Annotated in this window: 12 protein-coding genes; all 12 read right to left on the bottom strand. The window is 39.0% G+C overall.

Translation table 11 applies throughout. The features are described from left to right. Positions 1 to 391 precede the first annotated feature (391 nt). On the bottom strand, positions 392 to 1,636 hold the full coding sequence (locus tag AB1349_00525; GenBank protein ID MEW6555821.1) for a hypothetical protein: 1,245 nt from the start codon (positions 1,634 to 1,636) through the stop codon (positions 392 to 394). A 68-nt stretch (positions 1,637 to 1,704) separates the two neighbouring features. Next, positions 1,705 to 4,542 (bottom strand): SBBP repeat-containing protein, encoded by a 2,838-nt coding sequence (locus AB1349_00520; GenBank protein ID MEW6555820.1) that lies wholly within the window; start codon positions 4,540 to 4,542, stop codon positions 1,705 to 1,707. Positions 4,543 to 4,859: 317 nt separating this feature from the next. Next, entirely contained in the window at positions 4,860 to 5,231 is a 372-nt protein-coding gene (locus tag AB1349_00515; protein MEW6555819.1) for a hypothetical protein, read from the bottom strand. 520 nt (positions 5,232 to 5,751) lie between these two features. Further along, the gene (locus AB1349_00510; GenBank protein MEW6555818.1) at positions 5,752 to 7,017 is read right to left on the bottom strand and encodes a sugar ABC transporter substrate-binding protein; all 1,266 of its coding nucleotides are present in this window, start codon (positions 7,015 to 7,017) and stop codon (positions 5,752 to 5,754) included. Next, positions 7,014 to 7,493, bottom strand: coding sequence for a tetratricopeptide repeat protein (locus AB1349_00505; protein MEW6555817.1), 480 nt, complete (start codon positions 7,491 to 7,493; stop codon positions 7,014 to 7,016). The genes AB1349_00510 and AB1349_00505 overlap by 4 nt, the downstream gene beginning before the upstream one ends. 199 nt (positions 7,494 to 7,692) lie before the next feature. Further along, complete coding sequence (locus AB1349_00500) at positions 7,693 to 8,025, bottom strand: hypothetical protein (protein MEW6555816.1); 333 nt, start codon at positions 8,023 to 8,025, stop codon at positions 7,693 to 7,695. A 35-nt stretch (positions 8,026 to 8,060) separates the two neighbouring features. Then, the gene (locus AB1349_00495) at positions 8,061 to 9,143 is read right to left on the bottom strand and encodes a prepilin-type N-terminal cleavage/methylation domain-containing protein (protein ID MEW6555815.1); all 1,083 of its coding nucleotides are present in this window, start codon (positions 9,141 to 9,143) and stop codon (positions 8,061 to 8,063) included. Between the two features lie 15 nt (positions 9,144 to 9,158). Beyond that, the gene (locus tag AB1349_00490) at positions 9,159 to 9,731 is read right to left on the bottom strand and encodes a prepilin-type N-terminal cleavage/methylation domain-containing protein (protein MEW6555814.1); all 573 of its coding nucleotides are present in this window, start codon (positions 9,729 to 9,731) and stop codon (positions 9,159 to 9,161) included. 19 nt (positions 9,732 to 9,750) lie between these two features. Further along, positions 9,751 to 10,377, bottom strand: coding sequence for a type II secretion system protein GspG (locus AB1349_00485; GenBank protein ID MEW6555813.1), 627 nt, complete (start codon positions 10,375 to 10,377; stop codon positions 9,751 to 9,753). A 67-nt stretch (positions 10,378 to 10,444) separates the two neighbouring features. Next, positions 10,445 to 14,620, bottom strand: a complete 4,176-nt coding sequence (locus AB1349_00480) for a hypothetical protein (protein MEW6555812.1) — start codon at positions 14,618 to 14,620, stop codon at positions 10,445 to 10,447. Positions 14,621 to 14,948: 328 nt separating this feature from the next. Further along, on the bottom strand, positions 14,949 to 17,222 hold the full coding sequence (locus tag AB1349_00475; protein MEW6555811.1) for a TIM-barrel domain-containing protein: 2,274 nt from the start codon (positions 17,220 to 17,222) through the stop codon (positions 14,949 to 14,951). Positions 17,223 to 17,479: 257 nt separating this feature from the next. Beyond that, on the bottom strand, positions 17,480 to 18,443 hold a 964-nt coding region (locus tag AB1349_00470; GenBank protein ID MEW6555810.1), incomplete at its 5' end, for a tetratricopeptide repeat protein.

Here is an 18,443-nt window from a genome sequence, read left to right as displayed (position 1 = left end):
AAAAGCAATAGTTCGGATGAGTTCGGATGTAGTCGGCACTTCAGCCCTTTAGGGGCTTCAGTACCGACGGGATAATGGGGACGGGATAATGGGGACGAAGGAAATTAAAACCAAAATGTAGTTGCAGGGTTTCCCTGCTTCACTTGTCATTCCCGAATGGTTTTTGGGGACGCTGATTCTCGCAGAAATGTCTGGATACTTAAAATCCTGATAATCTGCGCAAATCTGCGTCCTGCTATGTCATTCCCGAGTGCCTCAATCGGGAATCCAGTTGTATCCACTCAAAAATTAGGAGCGTCCCCAGTTTCCTCAAAAAATAAAAAAATTGCAAACAAAAAAATGACTCCGAAATAATCAGAGGCATTTCTGTAATTTGAATGAAAACTCAATTTTATTTTTTTAAGTTCAATTGCTTTTTTGCAGTTTCTATTTTATGTTGGGATATCTTGTGTTGCGGGTCAAGTTTCAAGACCGCTTCCCACTCGGCGATTGCTTCCTCATATTTTTTTTTCTGATATAATTGAGTCGCTTTATTAAAATGTTCCGTCATCAGGTTCTTTTTTTTCCGATTCGTTAATTGCTTGTCATTGCGAGCCGTAGGCGAAGCAATCTCGCCTTTAGGTTCTGCATCAGTTTCGCGTTCTATTTCCGCGTCAGTTTCGCGTTCTATTTCCGCGTCAGTTTCGCGTTCTATTTCCGCGTCGGTTCCGTGTGCTTCTCCGAATCGGTAGCCAACGTTAACTCTGTGTGTATCAGATAAATATGTTGCAGGTAGAAAAGAATAACCAAACTCAAGTTTATCTGCAAGCATTATTCCAAACCCTGCCTGAAAAACCGCATCACCGTTTTTAATAAACCTGTATCCTGAATTTATGGAGAATACTGAAATACCATACTCAAGTCCAACACCGGGTATCAGATGTTCATCTTTTACAATATATGGAACTTCAAACCCGAAACTTAAATAAGATTTCTGAGTCAGTTTGCTCGTATATCCGCTACCAAATGATATACTTACAGGTAGTTTTTCTTTTTTTTCTATAAATTTTGTTGAAAGCCCTATATTCTGAACCGCTACAGATAAAGATAATCCGTTAATATGTGCTAGATACAACAGCCCGAAATCGCTGCCAATTGCGGATGCCGATTTTACTTCTGCGATATTACTATTTGCAAATTTTAATGTAGTACCAATATGAAGTTTTGCTGTAAATTGCCGTGCATATGATATAAATCCGAGTAAATCACGCTGTGCTATAACTTCTTTCTCTTTCTCCAGCCCGTTTTCTATCCAGTAAAGTGTCATTTTACCAGCATTATACGACATTATACCAGCTGCTAGTGTCTGCGATTTTAACGGCTGTGCATAAATTAGTCCTGCAACACTATCTTTTGCAAGCCCTGTTTCGCCTAATATAAACACTTCTTTTTGCTCAGCTGATGCAACTGTAGCAGGGTTGTAAAGCACACCGGATAAATCACCTCGTACTGCGCATACCGCTGTTATTGATTTTGGTTTTGGTGATTGCAACTTACGAAATATAATCCAGCCACTTTTTCCGTAATGAGACCACAGAGGACACAGAGAAAAACCACAGAGGGCACAGATAAACACAGATAAAATTTTTCTAAACATCACACACCACCAATAAATCAGACACGAGAGAGTAGACGGCTACTACTAACGTCTATCGTCTGTCTTTCTTACCTCAATATTGCTACCTTCTTGTGAACCTTTACACCGGGTCCATTAACCTGAACAATATAAATACCAGACGCAATATCTTTCGGTAGCCATTTCATCCATGTATCATCTGCAGTCTGTGGTATTTTTGTGAACTCTTCTATAAGTTCACCAACTAAATTAAATATCCGTATAGTAAATTTCTGCCCGATATACTCTTCCGGTTTTTTGTCCGGCTTGAATACAATCCCAACTTCTTCATTCTTATCAGGATTAACAGTACCGCGCTGCTCTTTAGGTTTTTCAGAATGCTCTTCAACTACTATTTTTGCATCATTTGGTTTTGGCATTTCTATTGTTACTGGCTTATCGTTTTCGCCTAATGGAATATCTATATTTACAGGGCTATCAACTAAAAGATATATACCGGTAAAATTCTGTTCTGTATTTGCAGTAAGCAGAATAGTATAATTTGACGGGCTAAAACTCCAGTTTTCTTTTTTAGGTGTTATTGTATAACTTTTCTTACCGGCTAAATTCAGAAATTCATAATACCCTGTTGAACTTGTAGCCGCAGATTTTACAGTTGCGCCTGTTAAACTCATTGTCACATTCGCAATCCCTGTGCCATTACTATTCTTCACATAGCCCTTGATGTAGTAAGTGGAAACACTAACACCTGATTGTGCAGCAGTTACAGTTATGTTTACACTTTTTGAAGCACTACCGCCTTTGCCATCAGAAACAGTAGCAGTGATTGTATAGGTGCCTGAAGATGATGGCGCAGTCCAGTTGACTTGATAGCCACTACCAGAAATCGTGCCACTCGCAGAACTCCACGCATAACTCAATGTATCGCCATCAGGGTCTGATGCAGAACAAGTAATCACAGAAACCGCACCTGTAGAAACACTTGTCGGGTTTGCCGTAAGGGATGATATTGTAGGTGCATTGTTAGGCGGTGTTAAAGATGAGGTATACCTTATTGTGCGAATGTCATCATTTACGCCGTTATTTGACCAACCCGTAACATAAACATTGCCTGAATTGTCTATTGCTATATCAGTACTACAATCATCATTACCACTACCACTATCAAATGTTGCTGATGATTGAAATACCAGATTAGAATTGTATTTTATTAGGCAATAATTAACGCCTTGACCTTTAGGTTCTGCATATGATGTAACATAAACATTACCAGTATTATCCAACGCTATTCCACTGCCCCAATACCCCAATAGATTAAACACAGCCGAGGACTGAAATACCATGTTGGAATCATATTTTATTGTAATAGTTCGGTCATCAGTATAAAATGAATTCCCTGTAACATAAATATTGCCCGTATTATCCACAATAATATCACTACCTCCGTCATTATAACCACCATTAAATGCGATTGATGACTGGAAAACTAAGTTAGAGTTATATTTCACTATGGCAATATCTTCAGTTGCGCCATTTGACGAGATACATGTAACATATACATTTCCCAAATTATCTGTTGTAATACCATTCCCTGTTTCACGGTAACTATTATTAAATGTAACAGAGGATTGAAACACTAAATTATTGTTATATTTTATTGTTACAATATCGTCATTTGGGAAATTGTATGAAATACATATAACAAAAACATTTCCTGAATTATCTACAACTACACCTGTGCCGATAGCCCATCCACCGGTTCCAATACAAGCCGACGACTGAAACACCAAATTACTATTGTATTTGATTGTGAGACAGTTCCCAACTATGCCGTTATGCGACCAACCAGTAATATATACATTACCTGAATTATCTATTACTACATCTGTAGCCACCTCCTCCCAGCCACTATTAAATGTTGCAGAAGCAAGCATTACACCGGAAGCATTATATTTTATTGTGAAATAATCAAAGTCATTGACACCATTTGAAGAAGGGCCTACAACATAAATGTAAGGTCCACCAACAGAAATTGTATCTACTGCTACACCATAGCCATAGTCATCACTTCCACCATCATACACGCTACCACCTGCCTGTGAAAAATCACCAGTGAAGCCCGCAGGAACAGCAGCATAAACATCAGGCGCATCTATCGGGTTTGTCGGTAGCCCTGTTGCAGAAGCACCTTTTGAATCCTGTGCTTCAAAATAGTATGTGTAATCAGTTCCTGTAGTAGCGAGGTTCACCTCGCTTTTGTAAATCGCACCGGTGTTGTAATTTCCTGAAATGTATGTCATCGTAAACGGACTACCTGAAATTTCAGAGCCGCCTTTTTTGATATGCACTTTTGGAGTCCCGCTGAGAGGCACATCATTATCCGCATCTGTATAAGTTACACGATAAGTAAAGTTTGTTGATGTATTGCCTGTTTCAGGGTCAAGCCCATCTGATGTATAATTTGCCTCACCGGTCCATGAAAGTATCGGCGCGGTGTTACCGTACTTATAGTTAAGCGAGCCAGACCAACTTCCACCAACAGAATATGTTCTTATTTTCAAATAATATGTCTGGGTATTAGCAGCTTGATATGAAAAGGCGAATTGCAGATTTCCACCGCTATCGTCATTATATGCTACACGATTTGTACCGCCGGAGTCGCTGTAAAGTTCACCATAATTATCGCCGGAACCACCAACAGTATTAAAATAATATGTAGTTCCAGCAATCATATCTATCCTAAACCAATCAGTTGTATCAGTAGCAGATAAGTCATGTGGACCATGTGATTGTTCTACTGTTGTAGGAGTAATGACCGTTCCATTAACCGCTATATCATCTGTTGGGTCCCAGGCATCAGCCAAAAGACAGGTAGAAAATAAAAATATAAAAATTCCAATAATTGAGACGGTTCTGATTCTTTTCATATAAAATCGCACTACAATGAACTATTTTAAAGGACTTGACAAAAGTGCATTGGGGATTGTCCCGTGTACCAAGGTACTTGCCTTGAGTACCAAGGTACTTTTTATCATCCCCTAGGTACTCGTCATCATCCCCTAGGAACTCTTCATAATCCCCTGTGTACTCGGCTTGAGTACCAATGTACTTGCCATCATCCCCAATGTACTTTTCATCATCCCATAGGTCCTCGTCATCATCCCATAGGAACTTGTCATCATCACATCAGCAGTAGCCTACCCCTTAAGGGGTAGGCTACTGGGGTTACTTTTCATTATCCCCATTACTTGTTGCTCGTCCCTGCCTTTTTGCCACGCAACGCCTCTAATGCCATCTCATCACGCAGGTTTTTTAACCGTTTTGTGAGTGCGTGTGTTTTACCTAACGCACCTGAAATCGCATCAATCGTTGCAGACGCCTTGTTATACGCCGCTTTCCTTTTCTCAATTGATACCTTTGTCGCCTGTCTCGCTGTCGCCTGCGCCTTTATCTGCGCTGCCTCCGCTTTATCAGCGTCTGCTGCAAGCGTTTCTAACTCCTTTACCCGTCTGTCAATATTTAAATCAGTACCCTTGAATTCATCTTTTGTCTCTTTTAAGATACTGATTACCCGACGCGTGAATTCGCGTTCACCCGATTCTGTAAGTTTGCCCATTTTCTTATCACCCCTTTTTGACGGCAATTAAAAATTAAAAATTAAAAGATTTCTACCCAACTTTAGTTGGGATATTTGGACTTAAGTCCTTAAACCGACGCTAAAGCGTCGTAGAATCCTACTCATCTACAATCGGAATAAACAATACCCACTAAAGTGGGGAGTAAAAAGCACGCCACGAGCGTGCCACTACAAAATTCTGACTTCTTATTTCCTGCTTCTTACTTCTGGTTTTTACCCCACCTACCCACCCGAAAATTTTGGGGTTATTCACAGGGGCGACATCTATGGATTCCCGATAGAGCCTGTCCCCGAAATTCACTATCGGGGAACATTCGGGAATGAATACCCCGTCCCTGCGGGACACCACTTTTGAGAAAAGGGGAATGACAGTATGAGATTGTTTCGCTTCGCTCACAATGACAACATTATCAAACATTTTCTTCAACCTCTGGTAAAAGTATAATATAAAATGTGCAGTTTGTCAAGTGCTTTTTTGATTTTGCAAATTTTTTTTTATTCAGTTTTTTTCATGCTTTTCTAATTCGCTATGAAGGGTAGAGAGTGCTTTTTGAGGCGGTATTTGTTCTGTAAAAATACTGTTCAAATGTTTATCCATGATTTTTATTATTTCAGGCCAGTTGGCTGATGTTGGTGTAAATTTTCCGTTTTCAATCGCTTTCAGAAACACATAATTATCAATACCAGGAAGTGAATTTATAAAATATGGCGATTGTGCGATACTCCGTCGGGCTGGGATTGCCTGTCCTTGTTGTGCAACCAAAATTTCGCCGCCGGCTCCTGTTAGAAACCTGACCAGTTTCCAGGCATCTTCTTTATGTTTTGATTTCTGGTTTATTCCGTAGCCGACTGCGAGCAGGACTGTAGTTTTGTTTTTATATTTTGGCAATGAACAAACATTCCACTTAAAACTTTTGATATTCTTGAAATCTAAGCAGGACCATCTGCCTGAAGAAAAAGTCGCCGCTCTGCCCTCTATAAAAAGTTGGGTGGCTGACTTTTTCTGTAATACTTTCGGTGAAGGACTCGTTTTATATTTATACACCATATCCTGTAAAAAATCCAGCGCTTTTATATTTTCTTTACTGTACAAATTCCAGTTGCCTTTTCGGTCAAAGAAATCACCGCTGGCATTCCATAACCATGGAGCATACTGCCCAAGCCAGAACTCAAACACAAAGCCGTAGTGGTCGTTGCTGGTTGTTTTTTTTGCAGTCTCCAAGAACTCAGCCCAGTTCCAGTTTTCAGTTGGGTATTTTACTTTACAGTCATCAAATATGTTTTGGTTATAGTACAAAATAAGCGGTGTAAAGTCCTTCGGGATTGCGTAGTATCTGCCAGAAATAGCGAATGATTTTTTTACATTATCATAAAAATCGTCAAACCCAAACTCTTTATCTTGTTTTATAAAATCGGTTAAGTCACACAAAATCCCTGTTGAAACAAAGAACTCAAACCATTCCCGTGAGATATAAAACACATCAGGATATCCATTTTTATTCTCTAATTCTAACAATTTGCCGTGAAACTCAAACGGATTGGTTGATATAATTTCTACTTTGATTTCCGGATTATACTTATAAAATGTTTTCAGATAGTAGCGGGCTGTTTTTACTTCTTCCTGTGTGCCCCAGACCATAAGTTTCAGAACTGTTTTTTTAGTACAGGAAGTAAGAAGAAGCAAGAAGCAGGAAACAAGAATCAAGATATTCAATCTGCGTTTATCTGCGTTTCTATCTGCGTTTATCTGCGTTTCGTTATTCATTTCATAAACCTCTTTAATTTTTTTGCTCGTTTATCATTTGGATATTTTTTACAGTATTCTTTAAAAATCTGGTGTGCTTTTTTATGGTTACCGATAAAATTTTTATAGATAATACCTGTTGTATAAAGCGAGTCATTCGCCTTGTTAGAATTAGCGAATTTTTCTATTATTTCTGTATAATGTCTTATTGCTAATGTATAGTCAGATTCTAATATATAGATTTGTGCGACACAAAAATGTGCATCAGGCGCATCAATATAATTAGGTGACAGACCGAGTGCTTTCTCAAATCGCAATTTTGCCTGTGTATATTTTCGTTCTTTATTTAATTCAAATGCAGATTTATAAGTATCTTCTATTTCAGCGATACGTTTTTTATATCTGTATATTTCCCATTTTTTTTGCAAAAAAGTAAGCCCTGAAATTGCGACTACCGAACTAAAAATCACCAAAATAAATCTAACTCTTGCTGTCATAATAACTTTTAACCTGTCGTTAAAACCAAATAGCGAGGAAACCTCGCTACTACAAAAAAATTATTCCGTGCTTCCGTGGTTGAGAAAATAATTTGCTCCGTCCCTTTATTTCTTTGCTCCCCACTTTAGTGGGTTTCTTTTTTTCAGCCGACTGAAGTCGGGTATAAATCTTTTTACCTTTAACCTTTTACCTGCATTTCTACGGTATATCATCAATAGTAACGACTACGCTTGTGCCTCGGATAAAGTATGTAAATGTGGTTGTATCGTTTGGCAAATCATCAAGAAACGGTTTTGCTATTGCAGTTGACGACCTTAACAGATAAACTACTTTTTCTGTACCGGCTTCTGCTAAATACAAATCCGCGGTGACCAGTTTCTTATGTGTTGCCTGTTTTGACTCGGAGGTAAGCCATACAACCAGTGCAATCCCAATACCACTCAGAAAAACAAGAAAAATTAACGCAGTAACAAGCGCTGCACCGTTAGAAACAGCAAATAGCGAATAGCGAATAGCAAATAGTTTTTTCATTTTAACTTTTAACCTTTAACCTTTAACCTGCTCTTTTATGGCAGCATCGGATAGATTCTTGTTTGTAAAGTATACGATTTTTTTTCATTACCTCTGCCGGGCAGTATTTTCTCCGTTTCGACTGAAATATTTATATAACCGGCGACCAGCAATAAATTCAATGATTTCACATTTTCAGCGACTGGATTAAGCCCTGGTGCTTTTGCCCAATCAGAGCCGACTCGGTATTCTCTGTATAGATATTTTTGGACAGGGTCGTATCTGAACCTGTATCTCTGCCAGCCACCCCACGAGCCACTTGCGATATCAGTTGTGATATATGTTTCAAATTCTATAATATTTCCTGTATCCGGGTTGTTCTTAAAACAGCCGTAATAATTTGAACTATAAGATTCTGACAGAATTAGATTCTGTGGTATTAAAGAGACATCATCAAAATAGGAGACCAGTCCCTGTTTTGAGTTTTTCAGGCGGATTCGCAGTATATCACCGCTACCAAATAAAATTGTTGTTGATTTATACACCCAATAAGTTGTAGAAGAAGAGAGCGATTTAAGTTCTGATGTTTGATTCCAGATAGACATCTCTGCTACTGTGTCGGTTGATGATGTTTTAACGAACCCCGTAAAATAGTAGTTACCTGCGACGGTAATTGTTGAGAATGCCGATGAATAATAAACACCTGAAGTAGAAACAGCGCAACTATAGAAGCCGGATTTGATTTGCGGATTGCTGGCACCACCGGGGTCTGAAGGCCCGATTCTGGTAATCCCGTCTGGCAACGCATCCCAGCTTTCAGGTGATTCATTTTTAGAATATGGCTGTTCAAACCCGGTATTTAAGAAAATCGTTCCAATAGATGAGAACCTTGCGCCTTTCATATCCTGATTCAGCCAGTATAAAACCTCTCTGCCCTCCTGTTGCATTGCCAGTTTGGTTGACGAAGTCCACCATGTCTCAAATGCATATCTTGAGAATCGGGCAAGCGTGATACATATTATTGATAAAATCAGGATTGCTGCAAGCACTTCTATCAAGGTAACACCGGAATGACAGCGAGTAAGCGAGTAAGCGAGTAAGCGAGTAGGTTTTTCATCTGCGTAATCTGCGTTTTTCATCTGTGTAATCTGCGTTTATTTTCGGTAGTTTGACCTTATGGATTCAATAGCAACTTTGCATTGTTTATTATCAGCCTGCCAGGAAACCGTTATTTGCAGCCATTTGTAATTTGTTTTCACAGAACCCAATCCATCACCTGCAGTTTGCATTTCGCCACCGCTATCAGGAATAGTATAATATTTAACAATAACTTTTCGGCTAAATTTTGATAATACTGTTTCTTGATAACTATTATAGTCGTCAATATCGTCAAAAGTCAGTTTATTAGAAAGCGATTCGCCGCTATCAATCCCGATATTTGATGCATTTGCTAAATCTATTGGCGAGCCATCAGGCGGTGAATTCTCGTCCCATTTTTTGCCTTTAATTTCTTCTAACAACTCCTGTGCCAGTTTATCTGCTTTTGACTGGTCGCCAAAAAACTGTGTCGTTTTTATACTATCTGTAAGAAATTTTAACAACGGCACCAGTGCAATAACCAGCACCGCTACTGCAATCATCACTTCAATGAGTGTAAATCCGTAACGAGTAACAGGTAACGAGTAACGAGTAATTGATTTTTTGACTTTCCATTTTTCATTTTTCATTTTTAATTTTTAATTGCATTTATTCCATCCATAACACGATATCAAAATTGTTTTTGTTAGCAGGGTTATCGTTTTTATAGACGATAGAGAAGCCGGTTTTATCAGGCGGGTTGATATTTTTACAGGTCTGTGTATAGTCCATATCTTTTTCCTTGTCAGGACCCATTGAAACGATTGCTGATAATCTAGTATTATCTGTAGAATAGTCGTGGAATTCATATGCGGTATTCCAGGGGTCAACCGGGATTTCGTTTGTATATGGACCATACCAGCCTTTTAATCTTGGACAGTCTGGCGGGTCTGAAATCCCCGGTGCTGACGAAACATCTGCATCATAGCCATCTATAAGTTCAAGTTTCCAGCGATAGGTTGAATTCCCTGGTTGTTCAGTTCCGTAACCAAGGCTTCTCATACACGCGGTAGAAGCACCTCTATCTGATACAAGTTGGCGGATAGCATTTTTTAGTGAATACATATGCGATTTAGCGGTATTTATTTTTGTCTTTCGGACCATCTCGCCAAATTTGATAATTCCAACAGTAAGAATGATTCCAAGCAACGATAGTGTAATCAGTGTTTCTATCAGAGTAAAACCATAACGGCAGCGATTAAGCGATTGAGCGATTGAGCGATTAAGTTTTTTCATTTTCACTTTTCACTTTTCACTTTTAGCCTTTAATTTTTCCCTTTACCCTTTTCCCTTTAACCTGCCTTTATTCTACGCCTTTCTTGATTTCAGTTGCGATAATATTGCCGACTGTTCCGCCTTCTGCATTGATATATGTGATGATTGATTTAGGTGTTTTCCCTATCTGTGCGGTAGCAGTGACTCGTATCATTTTCGGACCTGATATCTGCCCGGCATATCGTGTATACATCGCCCAGCCGTGGTCTTTATCAGAATTTTTCGCAGTATCAGAATACGGGTCTGTCCAGGTAGAAGGTATTGCACCATGGTTGTTTCTTTTTGTAGCGATATCATCATTTTCGTTAAGTTCAGTTATATAATTTCTAGACGGCGTACATTTATACTGCGGGTCGGAATCATTATTACACACAAAAATCCGATAGTAAAGATGTTTATTAACATCAGATGGTCTTAATGGAATCTGTGCAGAACATTCGCCACCTGAACCTGCTGCAAGAGTTTGGAATTGGACATAACCCTTGCCATCACTATTAGTATCATTTCGGTCGTATTCAGGTGCTTGACCTAAAGCAACATTATTGGGGATTTCAGCCTCATCATTAATGTAGCTATCAGCATTTGTTGTAGCACCGGGTTCTAAATAATCTTTAATTAGATAATAAACCCTTGTATCGTGAACTAACGAATCAGCCGCACCAATATCAGAAGCGCTCCCAGAAAAAAGTCCTGAATTCTCGCCAACAGAAAGTGTATTAGAAAAGTTTTCTTTCTCAGCCGGCAATGCATAATATCCATCTTTGTCGTCGTAAATATCCGCGGTAACTGTTGCAGGTGACAGAAACGAAAGTTCAGTAACTCTGGGATTCTGTGGTCTTAATTCAGGGTAGGTGCCTGAGATACCATCTCCATCAGTCCATTTTATATAAGGTCTTGAGCGGTCGTCCTGCAAGATATTGTATGAAAACGGACTGCCCTGCGCGGTTGCTTCAACATCCGTTACCTGCGGCGGTGTAGCGGATAAAAAAACATACTGATTGCCATCGCTTCCATCAACGGGATTGAAATAGTAATTTACAACCGAGCCTTCAGGAAGTCCCTGGTTTGAAACTTTAGCAAAAATAGAATTATCAGAAGTCCTTAAAAAATTGTAATGCGACCAGAAATAATCGGTTGTTGCAGGGTCAAGTGTGCCTCTACCACCACCCCAGTAGTTTGAACTTTTATAATCAAATCCATCATTCAGATCAAACCCGACCATAACCCGTTCAAGGTTGTATTCCTTCGTCCAGGCGGTAGTAGAATTAGTAGAATAAACAACTGACGATTTAGCAGAACCTATTTCAGCATCGCCATAGCCAACCCGTAAAAAAATATTCGGGTTCTCACCGTAGATGCAGTCGGGTTTATCATCAGATGTCTTACTTAAAAAACCATTTGCATCAACTGTATAGGTATCCATCTGGACTCTTGGTGTAATTTCACCAGGCATATCAGGTTGAAAATAGCAGCAATCTGATTGCGGGTCTTCAATCAGCCGTGCGGATTCTTCTTGTGAAACCAATTTTGGGATATGTTTCAGCGGTCGCCAGAGAACATCTTCAGGTCGTTCACCGAAATATGTAGTGCCTTCTTTTAATGTAACCGGCCATCTGGTGATAAAATAGAATATAGAATTCGGCTCTGCAGACCATATAGAAGTATTCTTGTCTCTACCAACGATTCTTATGCCAATTTCACAACCTGTAGTTGATGCACTCCAGTTATAATCTGATTCACCAGCAGTTCCAATATCTTCAGGAATAATAATCTCATGCTTATCGTAATCACCATCCTGTGCAACAAAAGTGCCTGTAAGATACGGGTCGTCAGTGCCAGCATCAACATTAGAGTTCGGGTAATATCCGTGGATATTGTAATAGAATCTTATTTCTGTATTCCCGGCGGGTGAGCCTGCAAGCCGTTTGGTCTTTGCCTGTAATTTTACACAGTGGTTGTTGTAGATTCTGTAAGATGCATCATTATCATTGTTATCATTTTTCTGGTAATCATCTACAAAATATACCCAATCGTTATCAGGTTCGCCTGTTTTGAAAATTGTTCGTTTATACGCGGGTCGTTCAGGACCGTATCTATAGAGATATGTTAAAGGCTCGTAGGAATTAAACATCCAATACCCGGAATGCAATACTTCATTAAGCGTATTTGACCAGGTGGATGTAGAACCTTCAACATCATCTGAGTATGCAAATACTCGCCAGTAGTATGTTGTTTTTGTTGTTAAGCCCGCGATTGCGGAATGCGAATTCCCAACGATATTTTCTGCAACAATCGGTGTAGAAAACGAGGTAGATGAGAATTCAAACCGATAACCAGTTACACTTTCACCTGTATCAGGGTCATTTGATGCATTCCAAGAATATGTGGTATCCAGTGAAACTTCTGGAATATCGTCGGCTGGAGTAGGATTACTTGGCTCGGTTGGTGGCGCATTCGCAATCGTATAAGAAAACGGGCTTGACTCTGCATCTAATTTGTCTCTTGATGAGCCACCTTGATAGATGTATGTATCTGAATAGCCGGCAATACCTGAGAGTTTGAAATAGTACTGGATGGTATTATTTTTGACAGCGCCGCCGACAGTTGCAGTAGAAAAAGTGCCTTTGTAATAGTCGGTTGTTCCAACGACTGTCTCATAACTCATATTCACGGTAGTCCAGGAATCAGCCGATTTTCTTACTTTTACTTCTGCAAGCCCTGTTGCACCCGCAAGTATTTCTGCTAAATATAAAGTAACAGTATCACAAACATAAATTGCGTGTGCTGGTGTTCTTGCAGATGACTGTTTATAGCCGGAAGATTTGCCGGTTCGCATTGCTTCAGCAGGCGGGTCTGGCTCAAAACTGTCCGGTATATGATAAGCGTTTATTAACGGAAGCGTGGCAGCAGCGGGCGAGTTTGGTAGTTTCGGTGTACCCCAATTCTGGTCTGTGTTATTGTCCCAATTATATGCTGTTCCACTACTTGAACTTGTAACCCATTCTGAAGCAGATGTGCCATTACGAATAGTTGGGTCTGCAGAGACACCCGTGATTCGTTCCATTGATTTTCTGGGTGGATTTGTGTTATCCCCTGCCAGAGGTGCTCCGGAACCGTCATCTGCAATGTCAATAAGGCAACTGTTTGCACCCCAAGTTTCACCATACAGTTTTATTTGAAGTGCGGTATTAACTAATTCAAATGTACCATTATCATCAGATACTGTTCCTGCAATTGCATCTGGTTCTATTGCAAGTTTTGAATTAGTAGCATCTTTATCTGCGATTAAATAATATCCATTACCAGCAATAGAATATCCACCAGGATAAGAAACCGAGGCTGGTGGCCAACAAAGTGCTTCACTGCCTCCTGACAGTTTTGATAATCCCCACCCATAAATAAAGATATTGTTTGCAGTTAAATTCCTCAATTCAATCCATTCATTTGCAGCAGCATCTGTATCACCAGGCCACATCAATTCGTTTATAACAACATCCGCACGATAGATTCTTATAGTAATATTACCAGCACCAAATGTCACTCGGAATTGGTAAGTGCCTGTTTCTGTAGGCGTATATGTTAGATTCGCACTTGTACCAATAGGAACAGCAGTATAATCAGTATCTATATTAATATCGGGACCTACAGTTCCATCATTGTCTCCAAATGACCACCCATTGTTGTCGCCTGATGCGGCTGAATTTGGGTCATACTCGGTATCATTAGGATAAAACTTAAACTGAATTTGTGCCCCTGCTGTTAATCTAACAGTTTTATACCATATATGCGGATTAACCGTATCTTGAATCATATCATTTACATTGTCACTGCCAATCCATGTTATGGCTGGTTGAGTAAAACCCTGTCCTGCAAGAGCCATCTTTGTTATTTCTGTAATCCAATATCGTGTATTATCAGTTCCGGAACCATCAGTACTAAAGGAAATGATATGTGGTTTATTTGCTACTATTGTTCCACCATTTGAAAGGTTATTACCTCCATTAATATCCGCCCAGCCACCATTTGTTGGCACATCATTGTCTCCATACTTATTTCCCGGACCATATGAATTGTTATCTCCGCTGAATATAAATTCAGAGTTTGTTTGATTTGCATTTTGGAAACAGTAATGCCATCTTTCTGCGTTTGAATCCTTTGCCATTGTAACATCTGTCCATGAATTAAAAGCACCTTTTAAATACATTTGTGTCCAGCAGAAAAGATTTTGGAAAGTGGCTAAAAAACTAAAACATATGACAAAAAGTATCTTTATTCGCATCTTCATTTTCAGGGTTCTTCGCGCTTTCGTGGTCAGTCATTCAGTTCTCAATACAATAAGAAAAAATTGATTTAGTACATTTGCACTAATTGAAAAACCAAAATTTACCGACGAGCAAAATTAAAATGTAAGCATTTGCTTACATTTTTCTTCGGGTTTATTACGAAGAATCGTTATAATTATATTATAAAATAATTAAACTTTTGTCAACGAAATGTAAAATTTTTGTAAGGAGTTCGGCTGAAAATTAAGTTCATTTTATAATGATTTCAATCTTTTTATCCCGGCTGTAATGTCCAAGTTCAAGTTGTAAGAATGTAAAGAAAGAAACAACCGTTCCTGAAAATATTTTTTGGGTATACTTGATTTCTTTTTGTGCATTATTTACAAAAACGGATTTGAGCTTTTTTTTGTCCCAAAAAACATTTAATTTATATGAAATCTCTTTTGGACAATCTGTATAACTTCCGACAACAGGGAATATTTCAATTTTGGTTTCTTTTTTGGATTTAAGCACACTAATTTTTTGTGTCAAGAATTGTCTTTTAAGATACTCCTGTGTTAAACCGTCATCTTCGTAGTAGTCGGCAATTAATTGCCGACTACTTATTTCTGGGAATATGTTAAATTCAATTTCTGTTGGTTTGTTACTTAGATTTTGTTTTATAGGATAGGTAGAAATAATTGATCCCAGTTTTATATAAACCGGGATTTTATCAATCGGAATTTTGATTCTCTTTTTACAGGGTCCTTTGATAAATGGATTTAAGTAGTCGGCAATTAATTGCCGACTACTATTACTACCTGATTCAAGTGGGATCCAGTTGCCTTTCGGGAAATAGACCTCTCGTTCAAAAACATTACCAGGACCATATGCAGGTGCAACTAATATAGAGTTCCCGATTAGATATTCGTCATCGTTCAAATACGCATTTTCGTCGTCAGGATATTCTAAATAAAGACCTCGTATCAGCGGCATACCGGTATCGTAACATTCGCGTGCTAATCTATAAAAATATGGAAATAATGCATACCTTATTTTCAAGTATTTTCTGAATATCTTAATTATATCCTCAGAATAATCCCATATATTTCGGCTTGCACCCGAAGAATGCGTTCTTAAAACAGGTGCGAAACAGCCGAATTGTAGCCATCGGATAAAAAGTTCATCACTGATTTTGCCGATTGATGGAGTATTGTTTCCGCCAAGTATATCGCGGTCGTCACCGCTGCTATCGCCTAAAAAGCCACCAATATCATGCGACCAGTATGCCGCGCCGATATTCCCGCCTTTATGTGTGAATGAAATCTGGTATTTTAATGTATCATATGATGAATGTGTATCGCCTGAGAATTGAACTGGATATTTATGCGAGCCCAATCCACCCCAGCGTGAAAGTATAAGCGGGCGATTGTGAGTGCCTGTCCTTTTGGCTGATTCAAAATACCATTTATTAACCCACTGCTGTGACGATAAATCAGGTAGCATATCGGTTGCACCCCAGCCGTCAACCCACCAGAAGTCAATGCCATCTTTCAGAAATTTTGTAAAAATTTCGTCCAGCCAACTATAAACATATCGTTTATCAGACCATCTGATACGGTATTCGTTGATATCAGGAATCCGTGCTTTTATTTTTTCTCGGTAAGTGTCGGATTGCGGTAATTCGTCAGATTGACCGTAGCCGGGATGGTCATTGAGGCAGGTATGAATATTCTGTCTTTTTAACTCTTGAATAAACGCTTGTGGATTCGGAAAAAGTTCTTTGTTCCATTCATAACCGTTCCATGTGCTCCCCCCCTTCCGCCCACCACGCCAGTCAGTATCTATCACAAAAACATCTATTGGTATATCGGTATCTTTTAATTTTTTTATTACATCGAGAATATCCGTATCTTTGAACTTATACCATCTTGAATACCAGTATCCGAATACCCATTTAGGCACCAGCGGTATTTTGCCAAAAAGTTTCACAAAATCCGAAAACGCTTTTTTGTAGTCAGACCCGTATCCGAACAGATACCAATCCTGTGCTGCCCAGTCGCTTTTTCGTTTAATCCAATTTTTCGTAGTATCCCATAAAAACTCGCAATGGTTCCTGAATACAAAATAGCCGTTTTTTGATATAAGCCCGTCTGTGAACCGTTCCTGATATTTTCCTTCCGGGAATTTGTATAAATCCAGCATTGCACCACCAACATTTTGAGTATCAATAATTCCCGGCTGCCAAGTATAACTATTTTCTCTAATTCTGAAATACAGATTCCCTATATCAAACTGCCGACCATCAGGCATAAGTTTCAGTTCAAAATAATCGGTTGATAGTATAAAAAATTTTTTCGTTTGTCTGATTTTATGAGATACTGATTCACCAAACGACGGTTCTAAAATCAGCGGATTCTCATCATCAAAAAGCCCTTTTTTAGAAAACTCAACTCGCACAAGTGATGAAGAATACAGTGTAAGCCGATAATTTTGCGAAACAAGATATTGAACTGGTTTTTCCTGTATTTTTTTTATCAACATCTTAATTTATTTTGGAAATCCTATACAAAATGTAAGCAAATGCTTACATTTGAATTTTGCTCGTCGGTAATTTTTGGTTTTTCAATTAGGACAAATGTACTAATTCAAAATAAAAACCTTCACCGCAGAGCCACAGAGAAAACAGAGTTTTTTGTCTAACAGTATTATTTTACAAAAAATCTAAAAAATTGCAAATAAAAAATGGCTGGTATTGAACCAAGCCATATCTATTTGGTAGTAGCGGGGTTACCCTGCAACTACTTTATATGTTTTCTGGCAGTTTCTATTTTCTGCTGAGATAATTTGTGTTCAGGGTCAAGTTTCAGTACTTCCTGCCATTCTTTTATTGCTTCTTCATATTTTTTCTGCTGATACAACTGCCCCGCTTTATTGTAATGTTCCGACATAAGTTTCCTTTTTTCTACATCGGTCATTTGCCTGTCATTGCGAGCCGTAGCCGACGCTTCAGTGCCGACAAAGTCGGTCACTTTAGCGTCGGTTTTCGTAACAATCTCGCCTTTCAGTTCTGCGTCAGTTCCGCGTTCTCTTTCCGCGTCTGTTCCGTGTCTTGTTTCGTGTCTGTTCCGTGTGAAGTAATAATACACCGCCAAATTCGCGACCCATTCCACGCCATCTATCTTGAATTCATCTGATTTCAAGCCGATAAATGTCGGTGCAAAATCAAGAGCAAAAGAAAAGTTCTTGAAAATAAAATACTCGCCACCAAAAAATACCGCACCTTCATAACCAGTGCCTTTTATATCTAATGTATCAAATGAAATATAGCCACCTTCAAGCCCGGTAAATAATTGTAGCCGACGCTTCACCAACCCTGAAGTGCCTTGTAGCCGTGGTTTCAGCCCCTTGTGGGCTTCAACCTCGGCGGCACTGAAGGGTTGGCTACTATGGGCTTCAGCGTCGGAACCCAAATAATAATTCCAATATCCTCTACCTGCATAAACATTTATTCCTTCACCAGTTGCCCACCGCAATTCAGAACCGAGCCGCTGTGAAAAATTATACTTCACACCAAGATAAGGCCATCCGAGTCCAACACCAAATTCAGCAGAAAGGCAGGTAACAAAGTAATAAAGTCTGTAGTTTGGCAAATTTTTGCTAATAAATGTTGAAACATATTGTTCATTGACAAAAATGGAATAACCCTGTAAAACAGGGATGCACAAGAAACCTGAACAATTCCTATGAATAGTTAAGTCAAGC

Source organism: Elusimicrobiota bacterium, from assembly GCA_040757695.1.
In the GTDB taxonomy this organism is placed as follows: Bacteria; Elusimicrobiota; UBA8919; order UBA8919; family UBA8919; genus JBFLWK01.
This window is presented reverse-complemented; position numbering and strand designations above follow the sequence as displayed.